Raw genomic sequence first — 14,288 nt, forward strand, 5'->3', positions numbered from 1 at the left:
GGAGAGGGTCCTAGGATCCGCCATGCAAGGAACTCGGCCGGGATCCCCCGTCTCTGCCGAGCCCCCATTTCCAGGAGGTTCCGTGTCCGTCGATCTGGCGATCCGCCAGCCTGAACTGCAGGAGCGGATCAATGTTCATCAGCCCTATGATCTGCGGAGCTGGGCGATCCGTTTCAGCGTGTCCACCGAGAAGATCCAGCAGGCGGTCCTGGTCGTGGGCCCCGTGGTCCGGGATGTGAAGCGCTACCTCAGGAAGTGAGCGGGGTGCGGGCTGTGGCCGCAGGCCGGGGCTCTTCGCTGCTTGGCCACAAGAGGAATGGGCCATGGCTGCAGGCCGAGGTCCCATTCGCCCAGGTTCCCCGGATGACTCGGCCATTCCACTGACCCCGATAGTCCAGACGGGAGGGGGTGGCCACCAGGGGCTGGGTGTAGCGCTTGGTGAACGAGGCCGTGCCGTCGGGATGAACCTCGCCCTCCAGGGAGAAGCTCCCGTCTTGATCCCGGCCCGTGCCATGGACCCGGCCGCCCGCGATGGTGAGGCTGAGCGCCTCATGACCTTCCCGGAGGCCATGCCGCCACCAGCCCTGCCAAGTCCCGCTCCGGGGTTCCCGTGCCAACGGCTTCCCATCTAGGAAGAGGCTCATGCCGACCGCCGAAGGGGCTTGAAGTCGTGGTTCCGGTAGACCGTCAGCACATCGCCATTGGCCGCGCAGACGACCTGGAGGCCTGCGAAGCGCCGGAGGTCCAGCCCTCGCCGAGAGGCCCGTTCGACCTCCTTCCTGCCCAGGGCGTAGATCTGGGCTCCCCGCGCCCAGACCGCCCGGCCATACGCCAGAACGGCCTCCACAGCTTCGCTGGGGATGCGGCGGCCATCCATCTTCCTCCGGGCATGGTGGGTCAGGGGCAGGGGAAGCAGAAGCGGGCTCGACGGGCTCATGGATCACCTCCAGAACCCCAGAGTCGACCTACCCATTGGACACGGGGTGTCGAGTCCTGATCCTGCCCGGAGGGTTAGGCCCGCACCCACTCACCGGATTTCAGCGCCACGAGCCAGGCCTCCACGATCCTGCCCTCCCGGGCTTCCAGCACCTTGGCATAGCGGGCCAGCTGGTCCCGGTAGCCAACGAGTTCCGCCTCGCCGAAGGCCTTCGAGTGCTTGAAATCCAGGAGGTGGATGCGGTCGTCCTCCCAGACCACCAGGTCGGCCCGGCCGAGGGCGCCGCTGCTGGCTGCCCCCGCAAGGGGCAATTCTGTGCGGCGACGGAGATGGCGCCAGCCCTTGGCGTCGAATTGCTCCAGGAAGCGCAGGGCATTCTCGCGGGCGTGGGCCACAGATGGGGCCCTGTCGAGGCAGGCCAGGAAGGCCCCGGGATCTTCCCAGCGAACCAGGAGATCTCGGAGGAAGGCATGCATGGCTTCGCCCTCCTGACGGGCCTTGCTTCGGGTGTCGCCGGGGAGGTCGTCATGGGCATCGGCAGGCAGGGCGATGTCGGCCAGGGCCGTTCTGACAGGCGGTAAGTCCGGCCTGAGGGTGATCCGTGCGGGCAAGGGCTCCGGCATCGGGGCATCGGTCAGGGCTTTCCAGTCCGGGTGGGCGCTTGCCAGGACCTGGCCCCACTTTGCCCAAGTCTTGAACTCGCTGGGGGGCTTGGGCTCCTTGGGATCCTTGGGCTCCTGGAGCAGCACGCAGAGTCGCCCCTTGGCGCGGGTGAGCGCCACATAGAGCAGGTTGAGTTCGTCGCGCTTCTGTTTCGACTCCACCAGGGGTTTGAGGTCGTCGTAGGTGCGTCCGGTGAACTTCCCCAGCTTCCAGGCCAGCAACAATTCGCCAGTCTCGGGTCGGGTGCGCAGATCACCCTTCCGGAAACTGCGCGGGTTCACATTGAGCAGGGGCAGGATGACATCGTCGTATTCCAGTCCCTTACTGCCGTGAGCCGTCTGGATGAGCAGGTCGGCATCTTCCACAGAGGCGGGCAGATCGCCCCGCTCCAGACCATTCCGCTCGTCATCTAGCAGGGCATAGGCCACGGAGGGGCTGGCTGGCAGGCCCTGCAACTTGGCGAGCAGTCCGGCCAGGTTGCGTCGTGCCCGCAGGGGTTCCAAGGCACCGTGCACCTCCAGGGTCGCGATGGCCTGGAGTAGGGCACCGTGGCGCAGTAGTCGGCCAGCGATGGTCTGGGTGGAGGCCTGCCGCAGGTCGAGGAGGAAGCGGGCGGCATCTCGGTGTGCTTCCGGCAGCCGCTCGGGATCCAACTGGCCCAGGCCGGGCAGCCCGGGACGGCCTTCGCCGCCTTGGGCCAGGGTCGCCAATTCAGAATCGGTCAGGCCCACCACCTGCCGCAGCAACGCCGCACAGGGAATGGGGCGCTCGGGGTGGGCCACGGCCTCCAGGGCCGCTAGGATGAGCCGCACACCGGGGCTGTCCCAGAAACCTTCCTTGGCCACCACATAGGGTTGGATGCCCTGGGCTTTCAGGCGCTGGAGGAGCCCCGGCAGGCGGGTGCGCTGCTTGAGCAGAAGCGCCCGGGTGCGGCTGCCGGTCTTAGTGGGCGCGCCGAGGGATTCGGTCCAACCAGACTCCCGGGAGAGGCCCGAGATCCAATCCGACAGTGCCGGAAGGTCGCCTGAAGTTGAGGGCGCAGGCGTGCGGACCAACCCCACTGGAGGCCCCGATGGGGCAACAGGTACCTGGGCACCGTCGAGGTCACCAACCGAGGGGTCCAACTGGGGCCAGACCTGGTCCACATAGGTATTGGCCAGGCTCACGATCTCGGGTGTGGAGCGGAAGTTGGACGCGAGGCGAAAGGCACCCTCTCCCGCGGCCGCCAGCCGGTCCCGCAGCAGGTCGGGATCACCGCCGCGGAAGCCGTAGATGGCCTGCTTCACATCGCCCACACGCACCATGCGCTCAGCGCCAAGGGCCTCCAGGAAGGCATCCTGAACTTTGGAGGTGTCCTGGTACTCGTCCACCAGCAGCAGCTTGGGCGGGGGTGTTTCCAGGCCATGATTCTTGAGGCTATCCAAGGCCTTGCGAACCAGGTCGCCGAAGGTGGCCAAACCCTGGGCCTGTTTCTCTTCCTCGAAACGCCGCAGCGCATTCACCAGCAGGCAGCGCAGCCAGGCTTCCAGGGCGCTGGCTACCGGTTTGAGGGTCGCCATCGCGTCGCAGAAGGCGTCGGAATAGTAGGCCGGGGGCGGATTCGACACGCGTCCGCTCTGAGCCTGGGCCCAGCGGAGGTTCGCCTGCATATCGGCGCCATCACCCGGTACCGGGAGGAGGTTCTCCTGCTTGAAGTTGTGGAGGCCCTTGCCGCTGGGATGCTTGGCCAGCTCAGGATCTGCGGCGAAGGGCGCCAGCGCGGTCCGAGCTGCAGCCAGGGCACGGCTCAGCGCGTCGCGGTGGCGGCTGGGGTCCTCACCCGTCAGGTGCCCTAGGGCATCCAGGTGGTTGTCGAAGCCCTGGGACAGCGCCTCCCAGTTCTGCTCGGCCCAGGCCAGCAGCAACCGCGCGGGCACTTCATCGACATGGCCAAGGGGCAGAGTTAGAGACTCGCGTACCGTCAGTCGCAGCAGCCGCAGGAGGGAGGGGTGGCGAACATCGAGGATGGTGTCGTTGCTGCCCTCGCCTTTGCTCAGTACGCGCATCGCCAGGCTGTGGATGGTCGACACCTGCAGCAGCTCGGCCTCTCTTCGCACTCGACGCCAGAAGGCGCGAGCCTTTGCGGCTGACGCAAGCCAGGGCGCACTCATCCAGTGAGCGGCGGCCTGTGCCACCTCACCGGCGGACTTCTTCACATGCTGGATGGTGGACTGATCCTTGAGCAATGTCTCGAGGTCCTTGGCCACGGGGGCTTCGAGGTGGGGCAGCAGTTGCTGCCACGCCGCCTCATCCAGAGCGGACAGCAGGTCCAGGGGGCGGAGCAGACGCTCGCGGAGGTCCGCAGCGGATGCCTCGCTGAAGGTGGTGGCGAGGATTTCCCAGGGGCGGATGTCGCCACGACCCAGCCGGGCGGTGACCAGCACCGTGAGGGTGAAGGTCTTGCCGGAGCCCGCGCTGGCACTCACCACCAGCGACTGGTCGAGGATGCGGGGATCGCTCAGGTTGAGATTTCGCATCTCAGTCCCCCTCCCCATCGGTCTCGACGGTCACGTCCACGGGCCGCCCGCAGAGGGCCGCCAACTGGCACTGGCTGCAATGTTCGCCAGGCGTGGGAGGGAAGTCCCCTGACTCCAGGCGTGCATCGAAGCGGGAGAGGTTCGTTAGCAACTTCTCGCGCCAGGCACCATCGGGTCCGGCCTCGGCAAGGGTGCCCAGGTGCTTGGTGAAGGGCTTTGGCTCATCCTCCTTCAGGGGAAACAGTACCGCCGTGGCCCTTTCGCCCTCATAGACCTGCTCCGCGAGGAGCATGTAGAGGGGAGTCTGGAGGTGGGACCCGAAGGGCGCGTCGTCGTCGGCGTAGGCCTTGAGGTAGGTCTCCTTCGAGGTCTTGTAATCCACGACCCGTAGGAAGGAGAGGCTGTCACTGGTCCAGCGCTCGATGCGATCCACCTTGCCACTGACGGCGAGGGTGTGACCGTCACCCAGGTCCAAGGAGACTGGACCGAGGCTGCCCTCGAGGGACAGAAGGGTCCGATGCCAGATCTCCGGTGGGGGCGCTGCGGCCTTCTTGCCCTTCGGAGTGGACAGACATGCAGGGTCGAGCAATGCGAGTTCCCCCTTGTCGGGGGCATCCGCCTGAACATCCCGAAGTAGGCCTGCGGCCAGATTAGGCAGAAGGGATTCCAGGCGGAGCACGGCCTGGGGCCACTGCTCTTGCGGAATGTGGCGATCTAGCTCCTTCAGCCACTGGCCCTGGTGATCCAGCCATAGGGATTGCAGGTGGGGAATGAGGTCATCGGCTCCGGCCTCAGGGCCAAGCCCCAGTGCCGTCTGGAAGGCGGCAGGCCAGTCCTCCACGCCCACGAAAGGGGCCAGGGCTTCTTCCATGATGTGGTGGACGAGGATGCCCACGGCCATGGACATCCGGGTGCGCGCATCGAAGGTCTGCAAGCCCCAAACGCGCTCAGCGAAAGAACGGAAGGGGCACTTGGCGAGGCTTTCAAGTGCCGTGGGGCTGGCGCTGTCCTGCCCCTTGAGCCAGGCGGCGCGGAATCCCGGTGCACGGTCGAAGTCCGGCGCTTCCGCCAGCAGCGCCTCACTGGCGGGGCAAGCCTGGGCAGCGGTGGCCCGGGCCTGATGGAGAGGTGACTGATCGTGGCCTTCCCAGCGCCAGCGCAGGCGGCTGTGCAGCGCGGCTTCAGCACTCCATGGGGCCGCACCTTCCAGCGCCGTCCAGAAGGGTCCCTGGGACTTCATGCGGCCATCCTCATCCTGGGCAGGACTGAGCACCACCAGGCGCTCGCGGGTCATGGCCAGCACCTTGTTGAATGCGTAGGCCTCTCGCTGGAAAGCGCGGGGAATCTGGTCGCCATGCTCGCTGCGGGGTAGCCAGAACCGCTGCAGGGCAGGGGGGAACGTAGCCGTCGGCTCCGCCTGACTGCAAGCGAGCAGCGCACGGTTGATGGCGGCCTTGCGGTCTCCGTCCAGGTCGGGATTCTCGGCAGGGCGGCTGGGCCAGGCACCTTCTGAGAGATCAAGGATCAGTGTGGCGCGCGCGCCGTTCCAGTCGTCGAGGACCGTACCTGGGGTGACCAGCCGCAGTCCCTCGACGGCTCGGGGGATCTCGCTGCTGCGCGCCGCGTCCAGGAAGGCCTCCAGCGCCAGGAGCATGTCGGCGAAGGTCCAGGTTTCGAGCCCCCAAGCCTCTTTGAGCAGGCCCAGCGGGGAGTAGAAATCGTCGGGATTCATGGGCAGTCGCAACGTGGTGGCCAGGGATTCCAGGCGCTCGGCCCACCGGTGGGCTGCCTGGGTAGTGGTCCTCAGCGCGGCCAGTTCCTGCCAGATGCTTTGGGCGTAATCCTTCACGCGGTCCCGCAGGTGCATGAAGCTGCCCTCGAAGGCGAGCGTCCCGCTCTGATCCGCAAGGGCCAAGGCGTCCGCCCAGTGGCGCAGATCGTCGCGCCTCGAGGCTCGGAGCCCGGCGGATACGGCGCATGGGTCCAGCCGCTGCACGCCCATGAGGAGAGTCCAGAGCGGGCTCCAGGCTTCGCTGGCGAGGAGGGGCTGCAGGCCGCCGCGCACATGGAGCGCCACGCCTTCTTCTGCCAGGAGGGGCGCGAGGAAAGCAGCCACTGTCTGAGGCTCGGGATGGATGAGGGTTATCTCGGCGGGGGAAATCCCAGCGTCCAGCCAGACGCAGACTTGCTCAATGGCCTGGCGAAGCAGGTCGAGGGGACCTTCGACGAGCCCCCGCTGGAATGTGTCTGCATGGTCCTTCAGATCCAGCGGTCCCTCGAATAGGGATTCCAGAGCGGGCGACCAAGGGGCTGATCCCCAGCCCTCCGGTTCAGAAAGGTCGAGGTCATTGGGGAGGCTTTCGCCATGGGCTTCGAGCCCATCAAGGAACCACGCCACCAGGGGCTGGGCGCTGCCGAAGAGACCTGAGGCTTCGCCTCCCTTCTGGGCAGCCAACCTGAAGGTGGCACCGCACAGGCCCGGCACGCAGGCCAGGGCCCGCAGACGCGAAGGCACCAGGTCCCGGAGCCCGGCTTCCAACGGCCCATCGGCCTCGGTCCGCTCGATCCAGAGCCCGCGCTTCCCGGCCAATTCCAGGTCCACGGCCTGCCATAGGGCTAGGTCCGGCTCCAAGTAACCGCCCGCTTCCACTTCCTTGAGGTAGGCCTCCATGTGGGCCAGCACGCTGGCCAGGCTGTGGGCGGCTTTGGGCTGGCCGAGGTCCAGCCCGTAGGTCTGCAATTCCCGAAGGGTGACCGGCAACAGACCCTGGGCCAGCAGCTCCCGGCAGGCCTGAGCGCGTGCCGTCAGCGCCTCCATGCTGGGACCCACCGAGCGTCCCTGAGCCTTGGCCAGTCTTCGTGCTACTCGCAGATGCAGCATGAGACTGACGGCCCCCGACACAGGCGGTCGAGGGTCGTTCAGCAGCACGCCATCAAAGGGGTCGTAGCTCATGCAGGCATCTCAAGGACAGACTTGGTTCCAGACCATCCTGCCACACCGGTTTGGACAGAAAATGTCCGTGGACTTCTCCAGGCTTCCAGCTCCAGGTAGGGACCTGCCGAAGCGGTCAACCTTGGCAAGACGACCAAGCCCTTGGGCAGATCGGCCTGCGGCTGCCGTCAGCCATCCGACCCCAGCGGGCCCTCCTGCTGGACATGCCACATGACCTCGGCATCAACTGAGAAAACGCTCCCAAAATTGCCCTCAAATTGGAGCGTTTTTTGGAGCGTTCATTTCACCCGGTAGTCTGCTGAGCCGTATTTATACAATTAGAGCCTAGATTCCTCTAGGCTCTTTTCTGGTAGGGCTAACGGGATTTGAACCCGTGTTACCGCCGTGAAAGGGCGGTGTCCTGACCCCTAGACGATAGCCCCATGGGGTGGAACTTGGTGGGCCCTGCGGGATTTGAACCCGCGGCCAACGGCTTAAAAGGCCGCTGCTCTACCACTGAGCTAAGGGCCCTTGCCGGTGGCTTCAGGTCCGCGAACCCTCGAGTCCGCGGTGCACGCAAGCGTGCGGTGCCTGAATGGGCAGGACGACCAGTGTGCCTGCGAAGGGCGCCGGGGTCAAGCCAGCAGCGGTTCGAGGAAGGTTCCGGGGTAGATGCATCCTTCGGCACGGTCGGGGCCGGTGCTGAGGTAGGCGATGGGCACTTCGACGCTCTCGACCAGAGCTTCGAGGTAGGCGTGGGCCTCGGCGGGGAGCTTCCCGTGGCTGGTGATGCCCCGGGTGCTGGCCCAGCCCTTGAAATACTTCACCTCGGGCTTCAGGCCCTTCCAGTCGGCGGCGCAGCTGGGGAGCTTGGTGGTGACAGTCCCTTCACCGGTGCGGTAGCCCACGATGAGGCCCACTTCGTCCAGGCCGTCCAGGACATCGAGCTTCATGATGGCCAGGCCATCCACGCCGTTGGTGCGGCAGGCGTGGGCAGTGATGGGCGCGTCAAACCAGCCGCAGCGGCGGGGCCGGCCGGTGGTGGTGCCGAACTCGCGGCCCGCCTGGCGGAGGTGCTCGCCGGTGGCATCGTGCATCTCGGCGGGGAAGGGGCCGGAGCCGACGCGGGTGGTGTAGGCCTTGGCGATGCCGAGGATCTTGTCGAGGGCCTTGGGGGGCAGGCCGGTGCCGGTGAAGAGGCCGCCCAGGCTGCAGTTGCTGGAGGTGACGAAGGGGTAGGTGCCGTGGTCGATGTCGAGCAGGGTCGCCTGGGCGCCCTCGAAGAGGATGCGATCGCCGCGTTCCCAGGCCGCGACCAGGTGGTTCTGCGTGTCGCCGATGAAGGGCAGGAAGGGTTCGGCGGTGCGCAGCAGGGACTCGACGACGCGCTCCAGGGAGGGCAGGTCGGCGCCCGCGCCCAGGCGCAGGCGGACTTCCTCGTAGCCGGGCCGGATGCGGTCGGCCAAGGTCTCGGGGTGGTGCAGGTCGCCCAGGCGCACGCCCATGCGGCCGGCCTTCGCCTCGTAGGCGGGCCCGATGCCCCGGCCGGTGGTGCCGATCTTGTTGGCGCCGCCTTCACGCCAGAGGTCGAGGGCGATGTGGTGGGGCAGGATGATGTGGGCCTTGTCGGAGAGCATCAGGCGGCCGGTCAGGTCGAAGCCTCGGGCCTGGAGGCGGTCCAGCTCCTGCTGGAAGACCTCGAGGTTGAGCACCACGCCGTTACCCACCACCAGGAAGCAGCCGGGGTGGAGGGCGCCGCTGGGCACCTGGTGCAGGGCGATGCTCTGGCCATCAACCACGACGGTGTGGCCGGCGTTGTTGCCGCCCTGGAAGCGCACGACCTGGCGGAACTTGGGGCTGAGGAGATCGACGACCTTGCCTTTGCCCTCATCGCCCCACTGCAGGCCCAGGATCGCCAGATTGGTCCTAACCAGGCTCATGTCGCCCTCCCCGACCCTCCAGTCTAGCGGTCCAGGCCGGTTCTGTCCCGAACGGAGGCGCGGTCCAGCCCCAGGCGGATCGGGACAAGGGGGGTGGAAGGCGCTACCCTGGTAGGCCGCCCCGGAACCATCCCGGCTTCGGGGCCATCCAAGACCCGTGAGGGTGATCTGCAGCTGACCCGGAAGGGTGTCCCGTGTTCGAAAAATTCACCGAAAAAGCCCGCCGCGTGATGTTTTTCGCCCGCTATGAGGCGAGCCAGTTCGGTGCGGAAAGCATTCAGAGCGGCCACCTCCTGCTGGGGCTTCTCCGGGAGTCGGAAAAGACCAGCACCCAGCTGCTCGAGCGCATGGGCGTCCAGGTGAGCGCCCTGCGGGAACGCCTGGTGACGGCCCTGACCCCCCGGGACAAGAAGATCACCCCCAGCAGCACCAGCATCGACATTCCCATGGAGGAGGAGGTCAAGCGCATCCTCCAGCACGCCACGGCCGAGAGCGCCAAGCTCAACCACAAGCATGTGGGGGCCGAGCACCTGCTGCTGGGCATGCTGAAGGAGGAGGGCTGCCTGGCGGGACGCCTGTTGAAGGAGGCCGGCGCCGACCTGATCGCCGCCAAGGAGATCCTGCTGGAGAGCAGCAAGGAAGAGAAGATCGCGAAGAAGAAGAAGGAGCACCCCCTCCTCTCCGAGTTCGCCCGCAACCTGTCCGAGATGGCCGAGCGCGGCATCTTCGACAACCTCATCGGCCGCGAGCAGGAGGTCGAGCGCATCGTCCAGATCCTCAGCCGCCGCCGGAAGAACAACCCCATCCTGCTGGGCGAGGCCGGCGTGGGCAAGACCGCCATCGTGGAGGGCCTGGCCCAGAAGATCCACGAGGGCGTGGTGCCGCCGAGCCTGGCGGACAAGCGCATCTACGCACTGGACCTCAGCCTGGTGGTGGCGGGCACCAAGTACCGCGGCCAGTTCGAGGAGCGCCTGAAGTCCATCATCGCCGAGGCCAGCAAGGATCCCAGCGTGGTCCTGTTCATCGACGAGATCCACAGCCTCATCGGCACCGGCGCCGCCGAGGGCAGCCTGGATGCCGCGAACATCCTGAAGCCCGCCCTCAGCCGGGGTGAGATCCAGTGCATCGGCGCCACCACGCACAAGGAATACGCCAAATACATCGACAAGGACCGCAGCCTGGTGCGGCGCTTCCAGCCGGTGACCGTGAATCCGCCGGACGAGATCGAGAGCCTGCGCATCATCGAAGGCATCCGGGACCGCTATGAGCTGTTCCACCGGGTCCGCTACACGCCGAAGACCATGGAGGCCTCGGTCTACCTGTCCAACCGCTACATCACGGACCGCTTCCTCCCCGACAAGGCCATCGACCTGCTGGACGAGGCCGGCGCCCGCGTGAAGCTGCGGGCGGGTCCCGGCGGCGCCACGCCCGAGGGGCAGACCCACGAGGACGAGCTGCACCGGGTCATCAACGAGATGAATGAGGCCGTGCTGAGCCGCGATTTCGAGAAGGCCGTCCTGCTGCGCCAGAAGGAGCTGCAGCTGCGCGAGGAGATCCAGAAGAGCCGCTCCGAGCTCACCGACGAGGACTACGCGCGCTTCCCCGAAGTGACCGAGCAGGACATCGAGGATGTGGTGGCCAGCTGGACTGGCATTCCCGTGAAGGCCCTGAAGGGCGACGAGAAGGCCAACCTCGTGAACATGGAACCCCGGATCAACGAGCGGGTCATCGGCCAGCCCGAGGCGGTGAGCGCCGTGGTGCGCGCCGTGCGCCGCGCCCGGACCGGCCTCAAGAATCCGAACCGGCCCATGGGCTCCTTCCTGTTCCTAGGCCCCACCGGCGTGGGCAAGACCGAGCTGGCGAAGACCCTGGCGGCCTTCCTCTTCGGGGATGCCAAGAAGATGATCCGCTTCGACATGTCCGAGTACATGGAGAAGCACGAGGTCTCCAAGCTGCTCGGGGCCCCTCCGGGGTATGTGGGCTACGAGGAGGGCGGCATGCTGACGGACCGCATCCGGCGGAACCCGTACTGCGTCCTGCTCTTCGACGAGATCGAAAAGGCCCACCCCGACCTGATCAACATCCTGCTGTCGATCTTTGACGATGGTCAGGCTTCGGACGCCTTCGGGAACCTGGTGGACTTCAAGAACACCATCATCATCATGACATCCAATGTGGGCAGCCGGGAGCTGCTGTCGGAGAAGAACCTCGGCTTCGTCGAGCAGGACGGCCGTCCCGACGCCAAGAGCGGCGATGCCATGAAGGTGCTCAAGCGGACCTTCCCCCCCGAGTTCCTGAACCGCATCGACGAGATTGTGGTGTTCAACCGCCTGGGCGATGACGAGCTGCGCAAGATCGTCCGCCTGCTGGTGGAGGATCTCAACCTCACCCTCCAGAAGCACAAGCTCTCCGTCGCGCTGACGGACGCGGCCTGCGATTGGCTGGTGAAGACCACCTTGCGCGACCGGGCCTACGGCGCGCGGCCGTTGCGGCGCGCCATCCAGAAGCAGGTGGAGGATCCCCTCGCCGAGCTGATGGTGGGCCAGGACACGGTGCCCTCGGGCGCGGTGAATTTCGATCTGGTGGACGGAAAGCTCGTCCCCACCCTGTCTGAGTCCGGAGACGTGGCCACTGGCCAGGAAACCCATCTGGTCGGAGCGCCTGAATGACGCAGCGGAACATGGTTCGGAACCGGGTCCGGCCCCGGTGGCGCAGGGGTGTGCTGCCCTTGCTGCTGGTGGCGGGCTTCTCCCTTTCGCTGGCGGCGCAGGACATCGAGCCCATCACGCAGATCGAGGTGATCGGCGCGCAGAAGCAGACGGCCGAGACGGTGATCTTCAAGTCGGGCGTGAAGGTGGGGGACGACCTCCGGAACCTGGATTTCAGCGCCGTGCTCGAAAAGCTCTGGGCCAGCGGTTCCTTCGACGATGTGAAGCTGGAACTGGAGGACGACAAGGGCGGCAAGAAGCTGGTCATCCGCATCCGCGAGCGGCCCCTCATCAAAGAGGTGGACTACCGCGGCGGCACCGAAGTGGGCATCACCAACATCAAGGACAAGGTGAAGGAGAAGAAGCTCACCATCAATCCCGACACGGTGTACGACCCCGAGGCCGCCCGCAAGATCAAGAACCTGATCGTGGAGCAGGCGGGCGAGAAGGGGTTCCGGAACCCCGTGGTGGACATCACACTCGAACCCATGGGCACGGGCGTGGCGCGTCTGGTCTTCGACATCAAGGAAGGCGGCAAGGCGAAGATCTACCGCGTGGAGTTCCGCGGCAACAAGGTGTTCTCCAGCTCCCAGCTGCGCGGCGTCATGAAGAAGACCCGCAAGCACTGGATGTTCAGCTGGCTCACCACCCACGACCTGCTGGTGGACAAGAACCTGGAAGAGGATCTGGAAAACCTCAAGAAGGCCTACTGGAAGATGGGCTACAAGGATGTCTTCGTGGGCAAGCCCCTCATCGAGGTGGATGACCATACTTCCCCGAAGCAGAAGATCAAGAACGAGAAGCGGATCAAGGAGGCCAAGTCTCCGAAGTACGACCTCCGGGCCACCCTTACCGTTCCCATCCTCGAGGGCCAGCAGTACTTCGAGGGGACCTTCAAGGCCGAGGGCGGCAAGCTCTTCCGCGACACCTTCTACACCGGCAAGTACGCCGAGGTGAAGCGGGACAACAAATCCTTCCTGAAGAAGTTCTTCAACATCAAGCCCTCCCTCGAGACCCCGAAGGCGGGCGAGAAGCCCGTGCCCTTCGACCTCGACGCGGTAAACCAGACCGTGGACAAGCTGAAGGAGGCCTACAGCAACCAGGCCCACATCATGTTCCGGGCGGAGAAGAAGCTCGAGATCCGCGATGAGGACGGCGTCAAGAAGGTGGACACCACCCTGAAGCTGGACGAGGGCGAGCCCTACACGGTCCGGAAAATCGAATTCGAGGGCAACCTCACCACCAAGGACAAGGTGCTCCGCCGCAGCATGCTCATGCGCGAGGGGGACCTGTTCCAGACTGACCGCTTCAAGGATTCGATCCTGAGCATCAGTCAGCTCAGCTACTTCGATGTGAAGAACTCCGAGCCCAAGGTGGACCTGGTGCCGGAGAAGTCCCAGGTGGATGTCGTGATCCGCGGCGAGGAGGCCGGCGTCAACGAACTCCTCTTCCAGGGCGGCTACGGCTCGCTGTTCGGCTTCTCCCTCGGCGTGAGCTTCTCCACCCGGAACCTGGGCGGCGGCGGCGAGACGCTGTCCGTCAGCTACAACGGAGGCAAGTTCTCCAAGAATGTCTCCGTCGGCTTCACCGAGCCCTTCATCTTCGACCTGCCCTACTCGTTCTCCACTTCGGTCTCGAATGGGTCGGCGGACTACGATGCTTCCCGCGTGGGCGTGGCCAACGCCTACAAGCAGTTCACCCGCAGCCTCGGCCTGTCCGTGGGCGCCCGCCTCAGCAACTGGTTGCCCCAGAGCCCTTGGGCCTGGTTCACCACCTACTCCACGGGCTACAGCTTCCGTCTGATCCGCATCGAGGGTGGCCGGAACTACTACTTCCGCGACCTGAGCAACCAGCTCACTTCCACCTTCAGCCAGAGCCTGGCCTTCAGCACCGTGAACCACCAGTTCAAGCCCACTCAGGGCACCCGCGTGGCCTTCAGTCTGGAATACGGCGGCTGGCAGTTCGGCGGCGACAAGCCCTTCCTCCGCGCCACCTGGGACTTCGCCAAGTTCGCCAATGTGGCCGACCGGCACATCTTCGCCCTGAACCTCAGCTACGGCTACCTCCAGAACATGGGCAAGGAGGAGCTGCCGCTCTACGACCTGTACCGGCCCGGCGGGGAGAACAGCATCCGCGGTTACCGCTTCGGCCAGGTGGGCAGCGTCCTGCTGGACAACACAGGAACGCCGGTCGTGGTGGGCGGCAACAAGCAGTTCATCGCCAACCTGGAGTACCAGTTCAAGATCGCCGACCAGTTCCGCCTGGTGTTCTTCTACGATGCGGGCAACGCCTGGGGCAGCGGCACGAAGATCTTCAGCAAGGATTCCGTGAGCTACACGCCCTACGGAACCTCGACGGTGGTTACCTACACCAACCCCACCCTGGTGCGCTCGGCGGGCCTGGAGTTCCGGTTCTTCCTGCCCATCAGCCCCGCGCCGCTCCGCCTGATCTGGGCGCGCAAGCTGAATCCCTATCCCTTCGACACCGAGGGCCGGACCGACTTCCAGTTCTCCATCGGCACCACCTTCTGATCCATTCCCGGGGGGCCCGGTCCTCCCGCGCTACAATGGCCCTTTCCCCCTGGAGTTTTCC

At 65.8% G+C, this 14,288-nt stretch carries 8 protein-coding genes and 2 tRNA genes; 3 read left to right on the top strand and 7 right to left on the bottom strand.

Going from position 1 to position 14,288, the window contains the following annotated elements; all coding sequences use genetic code 11:
- Positions 1–82 precede the first annotated feature (82 nt).
- The gene (locus QZ647_RS02190) at positions 83–259 is read left to right on the top strand and encodes a DUF3606 domain-containing protein (RefSeq protein ID WP_291270604.1); all 177 of its coding nucleotides are present in this window, start codon (positions 83–85) and stop codon (positions 257–259) included.
- Here QZ647_RS02190 and QZ647_RS02195 read toward each other — a convergent pair.
- The 7 genes from QZ647_RS02195 to QZ647_RS02225 form a co-directional block, all read right to left on the bottom strand.
- Positions 249–644 carry a hypothetical protein gene (locus QZ647_RS02195; protein ID WP_291270605.1) on the bottom strand — a complete coding sequence of 132 codons (396 nt, stop codon included), beginning with the start codon at positions 642–644 and terminating at the stop codon, positions 249–251. The two genes, QZ647_RS02190 and QZ647_RS02195, sit on opposite strands and share 11 nt — an antisense overlap.
- Complete coding sequence (locus tag QZ647_RS02200) at positions 641–937, bottom strand: DUF4258 domain-containing protein (protein ID WP_291270606.1); 297 nt, start codon at positions 935–937, stop codon at positions 641–643. The genes QZ647_RS02195 and QZ647_RS02200 overlap by 4 nt, the downstream gene beginning before the upstream one ends.
- A 74-nt stretch (positions 938–1,011) precedes the next feature.
- On the bottom strand, positions 1,012–4,116 hold the full coding sequence (locus QZ647_RS02205) for a UvrD-helicase domain-containing protein (RefSeq protein WP_291270607.1): 3,105 nt from the start codon (positions 4,114–4,116) through the stop codon (positions 1,012–1,014).
- A gap of 1 nt (position 4,117) precedes the next feature.
- Positions 4,118–7,069, bottom strand: a complete 2,952-nt coding sequence (locus QZ647_RS02210) for a PD-(D/E)XK nuclease family protein (RefSeq protein ID WP_291270608.1) — start codon at positions 7,067–7,069, stop codon at positions 4,118–4,120.
- 347 nt (positions 7,070–7,416) lie between these two features.
- Positions 7,417–7,491: transfer RNA gene (locus QZ647_RS02215), tRNA-Glu, on the bottom strand.
- A 13-nt stretch (positions 7,492–7,504) separates the two neighbouring features.
- Positions 7,505–7,579, bottom strand: a tRNA-Lys gene (locus tag QZ647_RS02220).
- Positions 7,580–7,683: 104 nt separating this feature from the next.
- Entirely contained in the window at positions 7,684–8,988 is a 1,305-nt protein-coding gene (locus tag QZ647_RS02225; RefSeq protein WP_291270609.1) for an adenylosuccinate synthase, read from the bottom strand.
- Between the two features lie 194 nt (positions 8,989–9,182).
- Between QZ647_RS02225 and QZ647_RS02230 the strand changes: the two genes are divergently transcribed.
- The gene (locus tag QZ647_RS02230) at positions 9,183–11,657 is read left to right on the top strand and encodes an ATP-dependent Clp protease ATP-binding subunit (RefSeq protein ID WP_291270610.1); all 2,475 of its coding nucleotides are present in this window, start codon (positions 9,183–9,185) and stop codon (positions 11,655–11,657) included.
- Positions 11,654–14,227: an outer membrane protein assembly factor BamA gene (gene bamA / locus QZ647_RS02235; RefSeq protein WP_291270611.1), complete on the top strand. Its 2,574-nt coding sequence runs from the start codon at positions 11,654–11,656 to the stop codon at positions 14,225–14,227. Before QZ647_RS02230 ends, bamA begins: the two co-directional genes overlap by 4 nt.
- Positions 14,228–14,288: the final 61 nt, after the last annotated feature.

The sequence above is a fragment of the Geothrix sp. genome (assembly GCF_020622065.1).
Lineage (GTDB): Bacteria > Acidobacteriota > Holophagae > Holophagales > Holophagaceae > Geothrix.

What these genes read in the sequence shown, in the direction of transcription:
- QZ647_RS02195 (WP_291270605.1), bottom strand. Translation starts at nt 644, where the DNA reads ATGAGCCTCTTCCTAGATGGGAAGCCGTTGGCACGGGAACCCCGGAGC.
- QZ647_RS02200 (WP_291270606.1), bottom strand. Translation starts at nt 937, where the DNA reads ATGAGCCCGTCGAGCCCGCTTCTGCTTCCCCTGCCCCTGACCCACCAT.
- QZ647_RS02205 (WP_291270607.1), bottom strand. Translation starts at nt 4,116, where the DNA reads ATGCGAAATCTCAACCTGAGCGATCCCCGCATCCTCGACCAGTCGCTG.
- QZ647_RS02210 (WP_291270608.1), bottom strand. Translation starts at nt 7,069, where the DNA reads ATGAGCTACGACCCCTTTGATGGCGTGCTGCTGAACGACCCTCGACCG.
- QZ647_RS02225 (WP_291270609.1), bottom strand. Translation starts at nt 8,988, where the DNA reads ATGAGCCTGGTTAGGACCAATCTGGCGATCCTGGGCCTGCAGTGGGGC.
- bamA (WP_291270611.1), top strand. Translation starts at nt 11,654, where the DNA reads ATGACGCAGCGGAACATGGTTCGGAACCGGGTCCGGCCCCGGTGGCGC.